The organism is Bradyrhizobium sp. UFLA06-24 (genome assembly GCF_054967145.1).
Genome location: NZ_JADFUE010000001.1, coordinates 440,896 through 459,069, shown reverse-complemented (window position 1 = coordinate 459,069; position 18,174 = coordinate 440,896). Strand labels below are relative to the sequence as shown.

Here is an 18,174-nt window from a genome sequence, read left to right as displayed (position 1 = left end):
GGCACATGGCCGTCAGGGCCGCTTTGCGGCGAGGACAAGATCGGCGGCGCGATCACCCGACCGGACCGATCCCTCGATCGTTGCAGGCAATCCCGTAGCAGTCCAGTCGCCGGCGAGAAACAGGTTTTTCAGCGCGGTGACCGGCCCCGGACGCAGGGCATTCTGGGCCGGTGTTGCCGCAAATGTGGCACGGCGCTCGCGCACGATCTGCCAGGGCGGCAGTTCGCCGGAGACGCCGCCCGCCTTGCAGACGTCGTTCCAGATCGCCTGCGCCAGCTCCTCGCGCTGGAGGTCGACGAGGCGGTCGCCGTTGCTGATGGTGACGGAGAGCCGGTTCGGGAAGGCGAACAGCCATTCCACGACGCCGCCGATCACGCCGAGGATCGGCGCCGAGCCCGGCGGCGGTTCAAAGCGGAAATGCGCGTTGACGATGGCGCGGAATTCGGTCGGCGCGGTCAGGCCCGGCAGCAGGCTGGTCGCCGCGCGCGGCGGCACCGCCATCACGACCACGTCACCTGCAGCGAGCTGGATCACGTCCTCGCCGCCGAAATTGAGCGCGCTGACCTTGCCGTCGGCGCTGATAAAAGAGCGCAGCTCGTGGCCGAGCTGAACCGTGTGGCCGCGCTCGGTCAGGAATTTCACGGCAGGCTCGATCAGCACGGCGCTGAGCCCGTCGCGCGCGATCAACGGACGGCAGGCCTGCCCCCCCGCAAGCAGCGTCTCGCGCACGATGGCGCCGGCGAGCCCGGCCGAGCCCTCGGGCGGATCGACATTGAGCGCGGCGAGCAGCAGCGGCTGCACCAGGCGCTGATAGAGAACGCCTTCGGTCGGAATCGACTTGCCGACCAGCGTCTGTTCGGAGGCCCAGATCAGCGGCGCGAGCTTGAGATAATCGGTGAGGCCGGTGTCGGGCACGCGGCGGCTCTCGTCGAGCACCCAGGTCGGCCACCGGCCCGTGCCGAGATCGATCTGCCAGCGCTGCCCGGTCTTGATGTCGACGAAGGGAAATTGCGCGCTCGCGGGTCCGACGAGCCCCGCCTCGGTACCGATCGCGCGCGCATAGGCCCGCGCGTGGCTGTTGCCGGACAGCAGCAGGTGATTGCCGTTGTCGATGGTGAGGTTGGTGGCGCCGTCGAAATATGAGCGGCAGCGGCCGCCGGCCTGGTGCGTCGCCTCGTGCACGGCGACCTTGAAGCCGGCATTGGCGAGCCGCACAGCGGCGGAGAGGCCGGAAATTCCAGCGCCGATGATGTGAGCCGTGTTTTGCATCAGATGAAAGCGTAGCGGAGCAGGATCAAGATGCGTGTGATCTTCGACACACGCACCGGCTCGCGCGGCGCCGTGAAGCCGCGCGCGATCAGGAGGTCCAGGATGGAATGGTAGTATTTCGACATGATCCGCGGCGCGCGCACCGCGCGGCGCCTGTTGCGGTTCATGATCTCGTCCGACTTCTCGAAATGCGCCTTCGCGCGCTGCGCCAGCGGCAGGCACACTTTCGGCAGCGCCCGCTCGGCGATCACGCGGTTCGGATCGTTGGAGGTGATTCCGGCATGCAGCAGCGCCTCACGCGGCAGATAGAGCCGGCCGAGGCCTGCGTCCTCGTCGATGTCGCGCAGGATGTTGGTGAGCTGGAGCGCGCGGCCGAGATGGTAGGCGAGCAGGATGCCGTCCTCTTCCGGCAGGCCGAACACTCGCACCGACAGACGTCCCACCGCGCTGGCGACCCGGTCGCAATAGAGATCCAGCGTCGCCATGTCCGGCGCGCGGATGTCCTGCGGCACATCCATCTCCATGCCGTCGACGATGGCGATGAAATCCTCGCGCTTCAATCCGAAGGTCTTCACCGAGGCGACGTAGTCCTTCAGCCGCGGCGGCGGATTGCCCTGATAGAGCGCATCGATGTCGTTGCGCCATTGCTGGAGCGCGGCCAGCCGCGCATCGCGCGGACCGTCGGAATCGGCGATGTCGTCGACCTGACGGCAGAAGCTGTAGATCTGGAACATCGCCTCGCGCTGGTCGCGCGGCAGGATCCGCATCGCAGCGTAGAAGGAGCTGCTCGATGCGGACGAGCCATAATCGGCGCCGGGCGCGGTCGCCTCAAGCGTCATGGGCAGTCCCCGGATTTGTGATGGCCTTGCGGCCGAGCGCACGGCGGCCGAGTTCACCGGCGATGCCGGCAAGGCTGAAGGTGAGCAGTTCGAACTTGTTCAGATGCACGCGCTCGCGCAAGGGATCGCGCACCTTCAAGAGGCGCACGATGCGGTCGGCGTAGGCCTGGATCACCGCGACGTCGACGCCGAGGCGGACATCCCTGATCTCGGCAGCGAGTGACCTGCCCTGATTGAGCAGCGCCTCGTTGCGCGCGGCGAGCGACTGCAGGCAGGCCAGCATCGCCGGCGCCGATTGCGCGAGGCCGAGCTGCTCGACCGAGGCGCCGTGTGCTGCCAGCGCATCGCGCGGCAGATAGACGCGATTGAGCTCGCGAAAATCCTTGCCGCAATCCTGGAGGTGGTTGTTGATCTGCAGGCCCGCGCAAAGCGCGTCCGACGCCGCCCAGGTCGAGGTGCTCTCGCCGTGGACGTCGAGCATGAAGCGGCCGACCGGCATCGCCGAATAGCGGCAATAGTGGATGACTTCGTCCCAGCTCTCGTAGCGCAGCTTGGTCACGTCCATGCGGAACGCGATCAGCACATCGAGCGCGTGGCGCGGCGCCATGCCGCGCTCGGCCAGCGCGCGCCGCAAGGCGACGGCCTCCGTCTGGGTGTCGCCCTTGCCGAGCAGTTCCGCCTCGAGCAGGTCCAGATAGCGAAGCTTTTCGTCCGCCGGCAGGGTCGCATGGTCGGCGATGTCGTCGGCGGTGCGGACGAAATTGTAATAGGCCAGGATCAGCGCGCGATGACGCGGATGAATGATCCAGGACGCGACGGGAAAATTCTCGTCGCGGTCACCCTTGCCGGATCGCAATTCGCTCGCAGAGGTCATCGAGGGCTGATCAACAATCGTTTGGACAGAAAGGGCTTTTGCGCTCGCGGGCTCATGCCGGCGACGCCGCCGCGGCCCCCATATAGGGGAATACGGCCGCAAAACCAATCCTGTCTCGCGACGGCAGCCCTTCCCGATCCGGCCTGAAAAAGGCGGCCCGCGGCCGCCTTTGTGGGCCAATGGCCGAACTTACTGGTTATGGTTCTTCAGGACCTGGTCGCAGGCCTGCGAGATCTTGGCCCGGTTCTCCTTGAGGCAGGCCAGGATGGTGAAATCGCCCTGGTCGATGACCGGACGGCAGTACTTCTGCACATCGCGCGTGCAGGCCTTCTGCTCGGCGTCCGTGCCACGCCCCTGCTGGGCGAACGCAGCAGTGGACAGGGTGGCCGACAGCACGGTGAGGGCGACGAGAAGCTTACGCATTGTATTCCTTCATTCTGACGGCAGAATCGCACCGATCCCGGACAGCACAGGGCCGACGGAACAGATTGTTCTGATGGCAAGTTACCGCGGGATGAGAGCGGCACCGGAGAAGACCACAAGCGCTGGCAAATGCGGCCAAATTGGCGCCGCGCCTGCCAAACCAGGACTTCCCTCAACCTTCATTGACAGATGTAAGGGATTGATACTACGTCACAATTCTGGCGCTCGGCGTTTTACTGCATACCTGTTGCAGAGCTGCATCTGTCCGCCCGGCCTTTTCTGCCAGAAACACCTTGAAACAGAGAGAAATCGGGGCGGGTCGGTGACGGGCCCTCCGGGCGCAAAGCGCCATCAGCCGTCAGGCCTTGAGCCCGGGTGCGCCTCTTGAACCTGACACCGGCTCACAACACTAAACTTTCGATGTGGCGAGACTGCCCCGTGATCAACGGGGCGTCGTTCCAAAACGGGATATTGATGATGAAATTCATTGGACGATCTGAACTGGCAATCAAGGCAGCCGGCATTGGCGCGGCGCTGCTCTTCTCAGTTGCGGCGAGCCACGCCCAGTCGTCCGGACCGTTCGCCGGCTTCAACGGAGCCTGGAGCGGCACCGGCACGGTGTCGCTGTCCGACGGCTCGACCGAGCGCATCCGCTGCAAGGCCGACTACAAGGTCGCCGGCACCGGCCTCAACCTCAAGCAGGCGCTGCACTGCGCCTCCGACAGCTACAAGTTCGACCTCACCAGCGACGTGACCAGCCAAGGCGAGCGTATCTCCGGCAATTGGAGCGAATCCAACCGCAACATCTTCGGCAACCTCCAGGGCACCGCCGGCGGCGGCCAGATCGACGTGTTCGTCGAGGCCAACGGTTTTGCCGCCAACCTGTCTCTTCGCACCAATGGCGCCAAGCAGACGGTGCAGATCTCGTCCAAGGGCGAGATCCGCGGCGTCAACATCACGATGACCAAGAGCTGATCGCCCTTCCCGCTTCCAAGAGAAACAGGCCCCCGGTTCTCGCGAGCCGGGGGCTTTTTGCGTGATGCCTGCTGAATGCGCCAGCTAGACTAGACGCACTTCACCAAGCCCGCTCAGATCGCGGGCTTGTCCGGGCCTTGAAGCCTGGCGTGCAGATTGATCAGCCACATCGCCGTCGGCCGCAGGATGAACAGGTCGGCGACCAGCGCCGCCACCATCGAAAAAGCGCTGAGCCAGCCGAACAGCCGCAGCGACGGCAAATCCGAGAACACGGTGACGACGAGGCCGCAGGCCAGCACCACCGTGGTCAGGATCAGCGCCGGGCCAACCAGCACGGTGGCGCGCTCCACCGCGAGCGCCGAGCCGACGCCGGGCTTGCTCTCCAATCGCAGGCGGTTGAGGAAGTGGATGGTCGCGGAGAGGCCGAGGCCGAACGAGACGGTGAGCGCGACGACGCTGGCGAATTGCAGCCCCTCGCCCATCGCCCACAGCACCGTGCCCGACATCACCACCGGGAAGATGCCCGGCAGGATGCAGGCGAACATCACCACCCAGGAACGGAAGGCAAGGCCGATGAAGATCGCAACCAGCGCGAATTCGACGGTGAGGCCGCGGTTCAGCTTCTCGATCATGCCGGCCGAGTTGCGCGCGGCGATGGCGGCAAGACCGGTGACGGCGATCTCATAGCCGGGATGCTTCTTGCGGACAGCGTCGAGCTCGGAATCGAGCTTGTCGACGATCGGCAGGAGTTGGCTGGAATCCTTGTCCGGCACGCGGCCGGCCACGACCACAGCGTCCTGCTCGGCGTCGATGAAGCGCCGCACCAGATGCTCGGGGATCACGCCCACATATTCCTTCAGCGTCGCGACGTCCGCGCTGCCGGCCTTTTCCGCCAGCCAGCGGCGCAGCGTCTCCAGCGACCAGACGTTGCCGACGCCGGCCGCTTTCTCGACGGTCGCGTGCACGTCAGCGATGGCTTGCAACGTCTCAGGCGAATAGAGCGATTCCCCCTTGGGGAACTGGATCAGCACGTTGACCGGATTGGCGCCGGTCAGCTTGGCATCGAGCCGGTTGCTGGCGGCAACCGCCTGACGCTTGTCCGGCACCTGGTCGGCGAGCCGGTAGCGCGGCTGAAGATTGGCGTAGATGACGCCGAGGCTGGCCACGAACAGCAGCGCGATCAGGCTGAACAGGCCGGGCCGGCCGACCATGCGCACTGCGATCCAGTAGCAGAAATTGCGCAGCGCCTGCACGCCGGCATCGGCGCTCTGGAACTTGACCGCGAAGATCTTCTCGTTGCGCACGAACAGCACGCCGAACACCGGCACCAGCGACAGCACCGTGATCAGCGCGATGATGGTCGCGGCGAGACCGGCCTCGCCGAATTTACGGATCAGGTCGGAATTGGAGAACTGCAGCGCGATGAAGGAAATGCCGGCGGTGCCGTGCGTCAGCACGCAGGCCGGGCCCACCACCAGCACCGCGTTCTTGAACGCGGTGAACTTGTCCTGGCCGGCGATCAGCCGGTCGCGCGCGGCGAAGGTGAGCTGCATCGAGTCCGAGAACGAGATCACCATGATGAGCGGCGTCATCACGTTCAGGAACATGTTGAGATTGAAGTTGGCCCAGCCGAGCGCGCCGAGCGCGATCAGGATCGCGATCATCGGCGGGAACGCCGCCACCACCATGAACGATATCTTGCGGAAGAAGATGATGGCGATGATGCAGCCGGCGAGAATGCCGAGGATGTTGTAGGTGAGGCCGTCGCGCTCGACAGCGTTGCGGATCTCGAGCTGCATCACCGGCACGCCGGAGAGCTGCACGTTGAGCCCGGTGTCGCCGAGATCGTCCTTCATCAGCGCGCGGATGTCGCCGACGACCTTGCCGAGCTTGCTGGAGGCGACCACCTGCGGATCGAGCGACAGCACGACCAGCGCGAGCGTGCCGTCCTCCGACAGCAGCTTGCCGCGGATGATCTCGTTGTTCTTCACGGTCTCGATGAACTGGTCGTAGGCCGCCCCCTCGGGCAGCTCGGCCGGAAACAGCGCCGCCGGCAGCTTGCCCGGCGCCGGCGCCTGACGCGCCGAGAACAGCGAAACGAGGCCGCGGGTGCCCTCGACCAGTTGCAGATCGGTGACGAAGTCGCGCAGCTTCTCGAGGTTGTTCCGCGCCAGCAGGGTCTTGCCCTCGACCACGACGAGAACGTCGAACTCCTCGGCCGGGAACTTTTTCGTGACCTCTTCGTACTGGCGGAATTCCTGGGTGTTGGAGCGGAACAGCTGCGAGAGCGAATCGTCGATCTTGATCCGCTCGATGCCGAACACCGCGGCGACGATCAGCGCGAGCAGGACGATGCAGGAGACGATCGGCGCCCGGACCGCGATCAGCCCGAGGCGCTCCAGCCCGAAGGCGATCGAGGACGCAGGCCCCTGCTCGACCTTGTCGACATGAACCTCACTCTCGCTGTGCTTTTCGAGCATGCCTTGTCCAGTTCCTCAATCGGCTCTAGCTGTGAGCTTATTGCGCTCCGCGAACGGCTTGAAAACGCCATACCAATGGGAGGTTTGCCAATGGGAGGCTTGCCCTTTGAAAATGCGCGGAAAATCGCCGGCAGCGGTTTAGCAGGTCTAAAGCCCCCCTCGCAAGCGCACCAGAGGGCTGCCAACAGATCAAGATGCGGCGATTTCGCCAGAATGCCGGTCAATCCGGCTCAGTCGCGCCGATTCGACGCGGCGCGCGGTCCGCGCTCTCGTCCTTGAGCGCCACGCCCGTGACCTGCCGCGCCAGCCCCTCGCGCACGAGCCAGGCGATCTTGAGGGCCGCCTCGTCATAGCTCAACCCGGCCTTGTGGATATTCGAGACACAGTTGCGATCGGCGTCGGTCAGGCCGGGCCTGGGCGCAAAGGTCAGATAGGCCCCGAGGCTGTCGGGCGCCGACAGGCCCGGCCGCTCGCCGATCAGCATCAGGACCATGCGGGCGCCGAGGATAGCGCCGATCTCGTCGGCGAGCGCGACGCGCGCGCCTGAGGCGACGACGACACGGCCGGTCGCGACGGCCTCGCCCTCGCCGAGCCGCGGCAGCAAGCTTTGCAGCAGCGCGACGGAATGGGCATGGACCGCGGCGGCCGACAATCCATCGCCGATGACGATCGCAAGCTGGCATGGCGCAATGGCGACCTCCGCCAGCGCCGCAGCGGAGGGGGGATCGAGCTGCCGTCCGAGATCCGGCCGGCGCAGATAATCGCCGCGATCGGCGGCCCGGCTCGTGACCTCGGTGGCGGCAAGGCCGAGCGCCCTCACCTCGGTCATAAGACGCGGGCCGTCGAAGACGGCATGTACGGCATCGCGCGCGCGGGCATGGGCCAGCGTGAAATCGAGCAGCGGCTTGGTCGGCAGGCTCGCCCCGCTCCGCCCGAGCGCAACGCGCGCAGGCGTGAACGATCGGAGGTCGACGGTCGGGCGGGCCGGAACGGGCTTGTCGTTCATTCGGCGGGGACGGACGCTTCGCGCAGCCTGATCGAATAGTTCGACGCGTTCTGCTTGCCGCTGGAGGCCGCGCGCGCAAAGGTGATGAGATGATGCGCGATGACGGTGCAGCCGATCAGGCCCTCGATATCGCCGCGCTTGATGCGCCCCAGCGCGAACTTCCAGAATACGCGCCTGTAGTCGCCGAGAACGCCGACCTTCCAGAAGATGTTGCGCAGCATGACGAGACCGCGCCGGATGTTCGGCCAGTTCTTCATCTCGTCCGGCACCGGCATCTTGAGGCGGTTCACATAGACGTGGTCGCATTGATGCTGGAAGCGCGCGAATACTTTCTCGGGCGCGTAGGCGACGTTCATGGCGTGCTTCCAGGACGCCACGACCTCGTCATAGGGCAGCAGGAAGTCGACGTTGGAATCGCGGCCGTCGTCGTCGAGCAGACGCCCCTCGCGCTCGAGACGATCCCATAGCGGCGTCTTCGGCAAGGCCTGCAGCAGGTTGATGGTGAGCAGCGGAATCCGGGACTCCTCGACGAAGGCGAGCAGCGCATCAGCCGTGTTCGGCTTGTCGGTGTCGAGCCCCATGATGATGCCCGAGACCACCTCCATACCGTAGGAGTTGATGGTGCGCACGCCCTCCAGGATCGGGACCATCATGTTGTGGTCCTTCTGCATCGCTCTCAGCGCATCCGGGTCCGGCGTCTCGATGCCGCAGAAGATGGTGATGAAATAGGCCTCGCGCATCTTCTCGAGGATCTCAGGGCGCTTGGCGATGTTGAGCGTCGCCTCGCAGGCGAGCCTTGTCACATAGCCGGTCTTCTTCTGCCACTCGATCAGATGCGGGAGCAGGTCCAGCGCCGCCTTGCGGTTGCCGATGAAGTTGTCGTCGACGAAATAGACGGTGTCGGTCATGCCGCATTCGCGCAGGCGGTCGAGCTCGGCGATGATCTGCTCCGGCGTCTTGATGCGCGGATTGCGGCCGTACAGGCCGGGGATGTCGCAGAACTCGCACTGATAGGGACAGCCGCTGGAATACTGAATGCTGCCGAGGAAATAGCGCTTCACGTCGGCGAGCTCATAGGCCGGGATCGGAAACTCCGTCATCGGCACCCGGTCCTTGGTGGCGAGCACCACCTGGCTTTCGGGCCGCGAGGTATCGCGCGACAGAATCTCGATCAGCTGGTTGGTGGCATCGCCGAGCTCGCCGACATGGAGATAGTCGAACGAGGGATAATAGTCGGGACAGGCGCTGACCGAGGGGCCGCCGAGCGCGACCGGCAGATCGAATTCATGGGCACGGCGGCAGATGTCGTTCATCTGCTGGCGCTGGATGTGCATGCCGCTGACGAAGACGGCTTCGGCCCATTCGAATTCTTCCTTGGTCGTGCGGCGGAGATTCTCGTCGACGAACTTCACCTGCCACTCCCTGGGCAGGTAGGCGGAGATCAGCAGCAGCCCCTGCGGCGGCATGAAGGCGCGAACGCCATCGGTCAGCGGATAGGCGTGCTCGAAGGTACCGAACGAGGACGTGTAACGCGGAAAAACGCAGAGAATCCGCCGCGACGTACCGTTGCTTTCAGCTCGCATTCAAGCTCCCCCGCCACGCTCGACCTGGTTGCGGAAATTGCCAGCCAGACACATAGCGTAATGCTGCCGCCGGAATTTCTCAATATTGTGGCGCGAGCATAATTCCTGGAAGGACGGATGGTTTCCTTCGCGCCGCGGGGTCAGGCGATCAGCCGCGCAGCAAAATCGGGCAGCAGGCCTGCATCACCGGCCAGGCGGAAATCAGCGCCTGCGATGCCTGACTGCGCCAGCCAATCGTCGAATTCCGGCGCGCGGCGCAGGGCGAAGACGTCACGGACATAGAGCGCGTCGTGAAACGACGTCGACTGGTAATTCAGCATGACGTCGTCGGCGCCCGGCACCCCCATGATGAAGCTGACGCCGGCGGCGGCGAGCAGCGTCAGCAGATTGTCCATGTCGTCCTGGTCCGCCTCGGCATGGTTGGTGTAGCAGATGTCGACCCCGAGCGGCAGGCCGAGCAGCTTGCCGCAGAAATGATCCTCCAGCCCCGCCCGGATGATCTCCTTGCCGTCGTAGAGATATTCCGGGCCGATGAAGCCGACCACGCTGTTGACCAGCAAGGGCGCAAAGGCGCGGGCCACCGCATACGCGCGCGCCTCGCAAGTCTGCTGATCGACGCCGTGATGGGCGTTGGCCGACAACGCCGAACCCTGGCCGGTCTCGAAATACATGACGTTCGCGCCGACCGTGCCGCGCTTCTGCGACAGTCCCGCCGCCTGCGCCTCTTTCAGCAGCGCGAGGTCGATACCAAAGCTTCGGTTGGCGGCCTCGGTGCCGGCGACCGACTGGAAGACAAGGTCGACCGGCACGCCCTGCCCGATCAGCGACAGCGTCGTCGTGACATGGGTCAGCACGCAGCCCTGCGTCGGGATTTTCAGCCGCGCGACGATTTCATCGAGCAGCCGCAGCAATTGGGCGATCACGGCGGGATCATCGCTCGCCGGATTGATGCCGATGCAGGCATCACCGGCCCCGAGCAGCAGGCCATCGAGGATCGAGGCGGTGATGCCCCTCGCATCGTCAAAAGGATGGTTGGGCTGGAGCCGCGTACTCATCCGGCCCTTCAGGCCGATGGTGTTACGGAACGCCGTCGTGACCTCGCATTTCCGCGCCGCCAGAATCAGGTCCTGGTTGCGCATCAGCTTCGACACCGCGGCCGCCATCTCGGGCGTGACCCCCGGGGCGAGCTTGCGCAGGACCTCAGGCGTGGCCGCGTCCGACAGCAGCCAGTCGCGGAACGCCCCGACCGTCAGCGAAGCCACCGGCGCGAACGCCCTGGCGTCGTGGCTGTCGATGACGAGCCGGGTAACCTCGTCGGTCTCATAAGGAATGACGGCCTCGTTGAGGAATTGACCGAGGGAGATGTCCGCGAGGGCCATCCGCGCGGCGATCATCTGCTCGGCGCTCCCAGCGGCGAGCCCGGCCAGGCGGTCGCCGGAGCGCGGAGGCGTGGCCTTGGCCAGGAGGTCGCGCAGGTCGGAGAACGTGTAGGTCGTGGCGTCGATCGTGTGGCGGTAGACCAAAGGCCCCTCCTGAAATCCTCGGCCAGTGGCCGACCTCAATCGATCCTGAAGCCGGCGCTGAACTCAGGGAATACGCGCTCGGCCGCCGGTATGCACGCCGATGTTTGGCGCATCCGGCCGATCCTCGGGACCGACCTGCCGGGAACCACGTGGAATGACACCAAGCTTCTGAGATAGCTCGCATTTCCTGCGACGTCCGGCGTCCATCCCCGGCCCGCGCGTTAACGCTGCGTCCATCTTCATTCTGCATAATTTTCTCTCAATTTAATACGACCGCGCGCACCGGCCGCTCCTGGCCAATCGGGCCCGAACACCATGCAAATCGATCGATCTGGGAATTCTGCCAGCCTGGCAGGCCGTTTCACGCTGGCGAGCAAGCTCTACGCGATCTTCGCGCTTTTCGCCGTGCTCACCGCGGCGATCGCGATGCTGTCCGACTACAACAGCCGCCGCAGCGCCGAGCTGACCAGCGCGATCGAGACGGCGAATGCGGCCGCGCTGAACGTCGAGCGCGTCAACTCGCTCGTCTACGCGGTCGTGATGGAATCGCGCGGCGTCTACATGTCGACCGAGCCGAAGGTCGTGAAGAAGTTCGGCGACGGCCTGCTCAAATTCAACGCCCAGATTCTCGATGTCGTGAGAGGTTGGGAAAGCATCGTCAAGGCTGACGACGCCGAACAGTTCGCGACCTTCAAGAAGCGCATCGAGCAGTTCGTCGAGTTCCGCAAGGAGCTGGTTCGCCGCGGCGTCGAGATCAATGCGGCGGCGGGCCGCGAATGGGGCGACAACGACGCCAACCGCGCCGTGCGTTCTGCGTTGAACAAGGATCTCGAGGCGTTGTCCAAGGTCTATGCCGAGCGTGCCAAGCAGATCGCGCGCGAGACCGAGACCAACCGCACGCTGTCCTTCGTGCTGACCTGCCTCGGCGGCGTGGCGCTGGCTTTGGTCGTGATCGGCATCGTCATCATCGCCCGTTCGATCGCCCGGCCGCTTGCCGCCATCACGGCGACCATCAAGCAGGTCGCCGACGGCGCCGAGAACGTCGCTGTGCCGCACACCGAGCGCGCCGACGAGATCGGGGCGCTGGCCCGCGCCATCCAGATCTTCCAGGACGCGATGGGACGCAACCGCAACCTCGCCTCGCAGGTCTCGCAGGATTCGGCCGCACGCGAACAGCGCACGCGCCACATCGAGCAATCGGTCGAGGCGTTCCGCGAAGCGATCGGCGCGATCATGCGCGGCCTCAGTGACAATGCCAGCGTCATGCGCGAGACCGCGCAGACCATCACCCGCGTCACGGCGGATGCCAGCAACCGCGCCAGCACCGCGGCCAACGCGACGAAGCAGGCCTCGCACAACGTCACCGCGGTGGCGGGTGCGGCCGAGGAGCTGTCGGCATCCGTGGAAGAGATCGGACGCCAGGTGAGGCAGAGCGCGGGCGCAGTCGAGCAGACCGGCCAGCGCACCGAGAAATCGATCGCCGAGATCGAGAGTCTCGCGGCCGCGACGCAGCGCATCGACGGCGTGCTGACCCTCATTCAGGCGATCGCCGAGCAGACCAATCTGCTCGCGCTCAACGCCACCATCGAGGCGGCCCGCGCCGGCGACGCCGGCCGCGGCTTTGCCGTCGTCGCACACGAGGTGAAGGCGCTGGCGGGACAGACCGCCAAGGCGACCGCCGACATCAGCGAAAACGTCGCGATGATCCAGTCCTCGACCCGCAACGCTGTCGATGCCGTGCGCGAAATCGGCGGCGCGGTGCGCGAGATCAACGAAGTCACCACGGCCATTGCCGGCGCCGTCGGCCAGCAGGACGCCGCCACGCGCGAGATCTCCTCCAATGCGCAATCGGCCGCCCAGGGCAACGAGACGCTGGTGGCGAACATCACTTCGCTGCGCGATGCGATCGGCGAAACCGACACGGCCGCCGCCTCCGTGCTGACCGCCGCGAGCAGCGTGACCGCGACCGCGGAGACGCTGTCGCGCGAGGTCGAGAAGTTCTTCCAGAACCTGCGTTCGGACAGCCGTATGGCCAAGGCGGGATGACGGCGCGGCGTGCCTGCGCCAAGAGCGGCGGCCGGGGCCGGCCCTCCTTCTCCCTCACATCGTCAGCAGCGTCGTGATGGCGCGGCGCTGGTGCGTCCGGTTACCTTGACGAGCCGACAACCGAGGACGTCGCCCGAACTTCGCATTCGGACCACAAGCAGATGTTCATAGGCGCATCTCATGCCGGGAGATGTTACGCCGGAACGGCCGCACAAACATGGCGGCCAAGGGAACAGCGACCAGCGGCGCCGCCGATTTCGGCTGCGTCGAGGCTGCCAGTGGACTTGCAACGACCACCGCCGTCAGGCCTTTAGACGCGTGGATCGTCATCGCAGCCACAGACAGCCCCGCGATCACATCCACAAAGTAATGCCCCCCGACCAGCGGGGTCGCGACGAGCATTCCCCCATTCAGAATCAGCAGGGCGGGACGCAGCCACCAGATATTCCACAAGCTCCAGACGCTGACGAGCGCCATGGCAGCGTGAAAGCTCGGGAAGGTGAGGATGCCGCCGAGCTTGGTAAGGTTGAGAACTCGCAACGTGCCGTTGCGCAGCATCGGGATGTCTCGTGCCTGCCCTCCATATCCGTTCGCGTTGAATAGCTCGGTGTCGGAGGGCAGTCCGAATTCAAAATAGGTGCCGATCGCCGGAAGCAGGGAGGAGACGACAATCACCGCCCACAACGCCAATATTGATGCCATCACGAACTGCTGTAGACGGACATATTGCCCCGTCATCCCCAGTGCGACAGGGACGACGAAGCCCGGCACGAGGATCATCGCGTAAAACAATTTAGCGTAGATCAGGGATTTCGGGTGAGCCATCGCGAAATGGAAATATGCAGGCCAATCCAGGCCGAGCAATCGGTCAAGCTCGGCAAATCTCGCGTCCTGCAGTGGCATCCCGGCGCCCAAACCGATGTACGACAGCGGCGCCGCGCAGATCACGAAAAGACCCATCTGCGCAAACGCGAGCAGGGTAAACGCCGACCGCTCGCCCCAGCGCCGCCGCGTGAGCCACAACCCGGCAATCGCCAGTGCCGGCGCGGTGAGGACTTCCCTGCTCATCAAACCTTCCAGCGTGAAGGTCGTTGCGGCAAGCGCGATGCAGAGTGTCAGCGCACATCCGGCCACCAGACTCCAGTTGACCAGTCGTAACCTGTTCGCAATCCCCTGGTCGTGGCGACCGACCGAACGCCGCTCCTCCTTGACAGCACAACTTGCTCTCTCGAAGGGCGGGGCACCGAACATTCCAATTCCCATTCCAACGTACGTGCAATTTCGGGCGGCACTCCCGGAAGTTTAGTCGACGCACCGTCTGGTTGCACCTCTTCACTGGCGCCATCGTTACTATTGGTGAAAAGTTCGTTTCCTGATGTCGCGAAGGTCCTTCCGGTAATGGAACCTCGCTCACGAGCAGGAACAGGCGAGCCTCGAAGGCCTCGGCAACCGCGCATGATGCCACCGTGCAGTTGACCGACACGTCGGTTGGGCCGCGTGCATCAACATGGGCCTGCATCAGCCAAAAATAAAAGACCGTGCATGGGACGCATCGTCGAAACATCCAGAAGCAATTTGTTGACCAAACGAAATGATTGAGGCAGACCGCTATCGCAATTAGAAAGTGTACTCGCTAAGGTTGAATGATGGAATGACGCCCTTATCGGGCGTGGGAATGCTGGAATGCTGGAATGCCCGAAGAATTGTGGGATGCGCGATGGACGAGGTCCGCCGGCTCGATCGAAACTTGGGGACCTGTTACGGGCAAAGCCGCGATCGGACGGCTCGGGAGCCGCGCACCACACGCGCTGACGCAGCGTTGCTCCTGGCTGGTTGCCGGCCTTGCAACCGCCTTTGCAGCATCTTTGATGTCCACGCTCACTGTCGCAATCGATCGGGGCAGCGTCGAAACTTCAGTTCTCTCATTGCTGTTCCTGGTTGCGATCCATCTTGTTTACGGCAAGTGGTGTCCGGCCCCGGTGCTCTCCAACCTTGGCGGGGCGGTTGCCGTCCTCTTCGTCTCTATTGGAATGGCCGGCATCATCAGCCTTGTTGGCCTCAGGCACAACGCAGCGTTCATCGATGAAACGTTGGCGCGGGCCGATCAATACCTGGGGTTCGACACGCCTTCGATGATCGCGTGGTTCGCCGATCATCCGGTCTGCTCCGAGCTTCTCAAGCTGGCTTACGCGAGCTCCTTCGTTCAACTCTTCGGCCTCGTCGTTCTGCTTAGTCTGCTCCGCCGCTTCGACAAACTCTGGGAGCTCGTCTTCGTCTGCAGCTTTACCATCGTGGCATCGACGACGTTCTCGGTGTTCTGGCCCGCCATAGGCGCGTTCGCCCACTACGACTATGCAGCCGGGATCCTCGAGCGTCTGCCCATCGGTGCGGGACTCTATCACCTCCCAAAGCTTGAATATTTCCGGAACGCGGCATTGCCGGTCGTCTCCTTTGCGAACCTGCACGGAGTCGTGACCTTCCCCTCCTTCCACTGCTGTCTCGCCCTCATGACGGTCTTCGCCGCCACCGGAACGCGATGGTTGTTCTGGGCGTTGGTCGCCCTGAACGTCCTGGTCTTGGTCTCGGCTCTGCCGATCGGCGGTCACTACGTCATCGATCTGCCCGCAGGTGCGCTGCTGTGGCTGGCCGCCACCGCGGCTGCCGCGATGCTGAATAAACCGGAATCCGCGCGAGCATCGTCCGGTGATTTCCAATCCGTCTCGGCGCCAGCGTCAGGTGGCCGGCGCGCATTTCAAAACGAAAAGCCCCGGCGCGAAGGCCGAGGCTTGCGATCCAATCCGCGTACATCCGGCGAACCAATCGTCGAGACAGAGGTTAGCCACGAATCTTGTACAGATGATGACGGAATTCGGCGCCGACAAAATGACGCGGCGGCCTCGGAACCGGATCAACTGATCTCGGCTGGGCACTCCCTTTAGCCGCGCCGCTTTAGCGCGAGGCCGAGGCTGATCCAGCCCGCGCCCGCCATGATCAGATCGATGCCGAGGAAGAGGCCGAGGATGTACACGCTGTTGATCGGCCAGCGCGCGACGATCAAGAACCCGAGCAGCAGCGTGATGGCGCCCGACAGCGCCACCCACACCCACGGGCTCTCGCGCTTCATGCTGAAAGCGAGAAACAGCCTGACGGCGCCGGAGGCGATCAGCGATGCGCCGAGGAACAGCGTCAGCAAGACCGCCGCGAACAGCGGGTTGTCGAAGGTGAGAATGCCGGCGATGACATAGAGCGCGCCGAGCAATACCCAGATCATGAACTTGCCCCAGCTCTTCATCTGGAAGGCGCCGATGATCTCGGCGGCACCGGCGACGATCATCATCGCCCCGACCACGATCACACTCGCAACCGTCGCCATCACCACGCTGCCGAGCGCGACGAAGCCGGCGACGAGGTAGACGACGCCGAGGGCGACGATCCAGCCCCATTTCCCATGCAACGCTGCGATGCCGGAGCCGAGGCCGAGATGGGGAGAGGTATCCGAAGCAGATGTCATGACGCACCTCCTGCAGGTGATGCCCGAGCGCATCTCAGGTGATGCGGCGCCGGGACCCGGCAACCACAGCAGCCCGGCGGCCGCCTGCGTTGACGCAGATCAAGCGCGCGACCGCTCCATGGCCAGTTCGGCCTTGAGATTGTCGAGATCGCGATAAATTGAGGCGACCGCCAGGATCCGGCCGTCCTTGCGGTACTTCAGCAGACAATCCCGGTCTTTGATGCTGCCGTCGATGGCGATATCGTCAAAATTCTCGGCGTGGCCGACATAGTTGATCGGCACGTCGTAATGCTGGCTCCAGAAGAACGGCACGGCATCGAAGCGCTCGCGCTTGCCGAGCATGTTGCGCGCCGCGGTCTGGCCCTGTCGCTCCGCGACCACCCAGTGCTCGACGCGGATGGTTTGCCGCGAGTGCGGGTCGGGCCAGCGCGCGATGTCGCCGGCCGCGAAGATGCCGGCCACGCTGGTCTCCAGATATTCGCTGACGCTGACGCCGCGATCGGCCGCAAGCCCGGCCTGCTCGGCCAGCGCGAGGCGCGGCTTGACGCCGATGCCGACCACGACGAGGTCGGCATCGATGACGCCGCCGCTCTTCAGCGTCGCACGGGCGCCGTCGAGCTTTTCGACGGTGTCCTCGAGGTGAAAGACGACGCCGTTCTCCTCGTGCAGCGCGCGCACGAAATCGCCCATCTCGGGCCCGAGCACCTTCTGCATCGGCCGCTCTTCAGGCGCGACCACGTGCACTTCGAGCTTGCGCGCGCGCAGCGACGCCGCAACCTCGAGACCAATGAAACTCGCACCGATCACCAGCGCGCGCCGGGCGCTGCCGGCGGCCTTGATGACGGCGCGGCTGTCGGCGACGGAGCGCAAGGTATGGACATGCGGCTGGTCGGCGCCTGGTATCTGGAGTTTGACCGACTCTGCGCCGGTCGCGAGCAGCAGCCGGTCGAACGGCAGCTTGTCACCGTTGCCGAGCGTCACGCTGCGCGTCTTCGGATCGATCGCCGCGACGTTGGTGTTGAGCCGGAGGTCGATGCCCGCGTCCTTATAATAGTCCTCGCCCCGCAGCGGCAGCCAATCCTCCGGCGCGTTGCCGGCAAGATAGTCCTTGGAGAGATTTGGTCGGTCGACCGGCATCGCGCCGTCATTACTGAGCATGGTGATCGCGCCGGCAAATTCCTCGCGGCGAAGCGTCGCGGCCGCCGCGAAACCCGCCGCGCCGCCGCCGACGATGACGAACTTTTCGGGCGTCGGCGCGCTGCGATGTGCCATCGAGGGCTTTGGCGCCTTGCGCTTGCGCGCAACGGTAATCCTGTCGCCATCGTGCGTGACGTCCCACACCGCCAGCGCATTCAGCGCCGGCGGACGCGCCGCCTCGCCCGATCGCAAGGCGAAGCAGCCGTGATGCCAGGGGCAGCGGATGGTGTCGCCGACCACGAGACCCTCGGCGAGCGGACCGTGGTAATGACTGCACAGCGGCTCGATGGCAAAGATCTCGCTGCCGGCCTGCACCAGCAGAACATCCTCCTCGCCGACATGACCGAGCAGTTTGCCGTCCTTGAACTCGGCGAGCGCAACGCCTTTGGTCAGGTCCGGGCCGCTTGGCTTCTTCTCCTCGGTCATGGCAGCGTCTCCTTCGCTGGCG

General features: G+C 64.8%; 14 protein-coding genes. 3 read left to right on the top strand and 11 right to left on the bottom strand.

All coding sequences use genetic code 11. The features are described 5' to 3' along the window. Window positions 1-12: 12 nt before the first annotated feature. From hpnE to IF809_RS02005, 4 genes are all read right to left on the bottom strand, one after another. Window positions 13-1,269: a hydroxysqualene dehydroxylase HpnE gene (hpnE, locus tag IF809_RS02020; protein WP_462836684.1), complete on the bottom strand. Its 1,257-nt coding sequence runs from the start codon at window positions 1,267-1,269 to the stop codon at window positions 13-15. Then, window positions 1,269-2,108, bottom strand: a complete 840-nt coding sequence (gene hpnD / locus IF809_RS02015; RefSeq protein WP_453979735.1) for a presqualene diphosphate synthase HpnD — start codon at window positions 2,106-2,108, stop codon at window positions 1,269-1,271. Before hpnD ends, hpnE begins: the two co-directional genes overlap by 1 nt. Next, on the bottom strand, window positions 2,098-2,982 hold the full coding sequence (gene hpnC / locus IF809_RS02010) for a squalene synthase HpnC (protein ID WP_462836683.1): 885 nt from the start codon (window positions 2,980-2,982) through the stop codon (window positions 2,098-2,100). Before hpnC ends, hpnD begins: the two co-directional genes overlap by 11 nt. A 189-nt stretch (window positions 2,983-3,171) precedes the next feature. Further along, complete coding sequence (locus IF809_RS02005) at window positions 3,172-3,405, bottom strand: hypothetical protein (RefSeq protein ID WP_128967387.1); 234 nt, start codon at window positions 3,403-3,405, stop codon at window positions 3,172-3,174. A 477-nt stretch (window positions 3,406-3,882) separates the two neighbouring features. On the opposite strand from IF809_RS02005, the gene IF809_RS02000 reads away from it, so the two are divergent. Beyond that, window positions 3,883-4,380, top strand: a complete 498-nt coding sequence (locus IF809_RS02000) for a hypothetical protein (RefSeq protein WP_128969409.1) — start codon at window positions 3,883-3,885, stop codon at window positions 4,378-4,380. Between the two features lie 113 nt (window positions 4,381-4,493). On the opposite strand, the gene IF809_RS01995 is transcribed toward IF809_RS02000, so the two are convergent. The 4 genes from IF809_RS01995 to IF809_RS01980 form a co-directional block, all read right to left on the bottom strand. Next, window positions 4,494-6,860 carry an efflux RND transporter permease subunit gene (locus IF809_RS01995; protein ID WP_462836682.1) on the bottom strand — a complete coding sequence of 789 codons (2,367 nt, stop codon included), beginning with the start codon at window positions 6,858-6,860 and terminating at the stop codon, window positions 4,494-4,496. Window positions 6,861-7,080: 220 nt separating this feature from the next. Next, on the bottom strand, window positions 7,081-7,866 hold the full coding sequence (eutC, locus tag IF809_RS01990; protein WP_128967389.1) for an ethanolamine ammonia-lyase subunit EutC: 786 nt from the start codon (window positions 7,864-7,866) through the stop codon (window positions 7,081-7,083). Continuing rightward, a complete protein-coding gene (locus tag IF809_RS01985) occupies window positions 7,863-9,449 on the bottom strand; it encodes a B12-binding domain-containing radical SAM protein (protein ID WP_453992023.1) in 1,587 nt (528 codons plus the stop codon). The genes eutC and IF809_RS01985 overlap by 4 nt, the downstream gene beginning before the upstream one ends. A 140-nt stretch (window positions 9,450-9,589) precedes the next feature. Further along, complete coding sequence (locus IF809_RS01980) at window positions 9,590-10,972, bottom strand: ethanolamine ammonia-lyase subunit EutB (protein ID WP_128967391.1); 1,383 nt, start codon at window positions 10,970-10,972, stop codon at window positions 9,590-9,592. A gap of 315 nt (window positions 10,973-11,287) precedes the next feature. Between IF809_RS01980 and IF809_RS01975 the strand changes: the two genes are divergently transcribed. Next, complete coding sequence (locus IF809_RS01975) at window positions 11,288-13,018, top strand: methyl-accepting chemotaxis protein (protein ID WP_128967392.1); 1,731 nt, start codon at window positions 11,288-11,290, stop codon at window positions 13,016-13,018. 165 nt (window positions 13,019-13,183) lie between these two features. On the opposite strand, the gene IF809_RS01970 is transcribed toward IF809_RS01975, so the two are convergent. Further along, window positions 13,184-14,269, bottom strand: coding sequence for a phosphatase PAP2 family protein (locus tag IF809_RS01970; protein WP_453992026.1), 1,086 nt, complete (start codon window positions 14,267-14,269; stop codon window positions 13,184-13,186). Between the two features lie 440 nt (window positions 14,270-14,709). Here IF809_RS01970 and IF809_RS01965 point away from each other — a divergent pair, with 440 nt between their 5' ends. Beyond that, window positions 14,710-15,957, top strand: coding sequence for a phosphatase PAP2 family protein (locus tag IF809_RS01965; RefSeq protein ID WP_128967394.1), 1,248 nt, complete (start codon window positions 14,710-14,712; stop codon window positions 15,955-15,957). Here the strand turns inward: IF809_RS01965 and IF809_RS01960 are convergent. After that, the gene (locus tag IF809_RS01960) at window positions 15,954-16,529 is read right to left on the bottom strand and encodes an HdeD family acid-resistance protein (protein ID WP_128967395.1); all 576 of its coding nucleotides are present in this window, start codon (window positions 16,527-16,529) and stop codon (window positions 15,954-15,956) included. The genes IF809_RS01965 and IF809_RS01960 overlap by 4 nt on opposite strands. A gap of 99 nt (window positions 16,530-16,628) precedes the next feature. Next, window positions 16,629-18,152 (bottom strand): FAD-dependent oxidoreductase, encoded by a 1,524-nt coding sequence (locus IF809_RS01955; RefSeq protein WP_462836681.1) that lies wholly within the window; start codon window positions 18,150-18,152, stop codon window positions 16,629-16,631. Window positions 18,153-18,174 lie beyond the last annotated feature (22 nt).

What these genes read in the sequence shown, in the direction of transcription:
- hpnE (WP_462836684.1), bottom strand. Translation starts at nt 1,269, where the DNA reads ATGCAAAACACGGCTCACATCATCGGCGCTGGAATTTCCGGCCTCTCC.
- hpnD (WP_453979735.1), bottom strand. Translation starts at nt 2,108, where the DNA reads ATGACGCTTGAGGCGACCGCGCCCGGCGCCGATTATGGCTCGTCCGCA.
- hpnC (WP_462836683.1), bottom strand. Translation starts at nt 2,982, where the DNA reads ATGACCTCTGCGAGCGAATTGCGATCCGGCAAGGGTGACCGCGACGAG.
- IF809_RS02005 (WP_128967387.1), bottom strand. Translation starts at nt 3,405, where the DNA reads ATGCGTAAGCTTCTCGTCGCCCTCACCGTGCTGTCGGCCACCCTGTCC.
- IF809_RS02000 (WP_128969409.1), top strand. Translation starts at nt 3,883, where the DNA reads ATGAAATTCATTGGACGATCTGAACTGGCAATCAAGGCAGCCGGCATT.
- IF809_RS01995 (WP_462836682.1), bottom strand. Translation starts at nt 6,860, where the DNA reads ATGCTCGAAAAGCACAGCGAGAGTGAGGTTCATGTCGACAAGGTCGAG.
- eutC (WP_128967389.1), bottom strand. Translation starts at nt 7,866, where the DNA reads ATGAACGACAAGCCCGTTCCGGCCCGCCCGACCGTCGACCTCCGATCG.
- IF809_RS01985 (WP_453992023.1), bottom strand. Translation starts at nt 9,449, where the DNA reads ATGCGAGCTGAAAGCAACGGTACGTCGCGGCGGATTCTCTGCGTTTTT.
- IF809_RS01975 (WP_128967392.1), top strand. Translation starts at nt 11,288, where the DNA reads ATGCAAATCGATCGATCTGGGAATTCTGCCAGCCTGGCAGGCCGTTTC.
- IF809_RS01970 (WP_453992026.1), bottom strand. Translation starts at nt 14,269, where the DNA reads ATGTTCGGTGCCCCGCCCTTCGAGAGAGCAAGTTGTGCTGTCAAGGAG.
- IF809_RS01965 (WP_128967394.1), top strand. Translation starts at nt 14,710, where the DNA reads ATGCCCGAAGAATTGTGGGATGCGCGATGGACGAGGTCCGCCGGCTCG.
- IF809_RS01960 (WP_128967395.1), bottom strand. Translation starts at nt 16,529, where the DNA reads ATGACATCTGCTTCGGATACCTCTCCCCATCTCGGCCTCGGCTCCGGC.
- IF809_RS01955 (WP_462836681.1), bottom strand. Translation starts at nt 18,152, where the DNA reads ATGACCGAGGAGAAGAAGCCAAGCGGCCCGGACCTGACCAAAGGCGTT.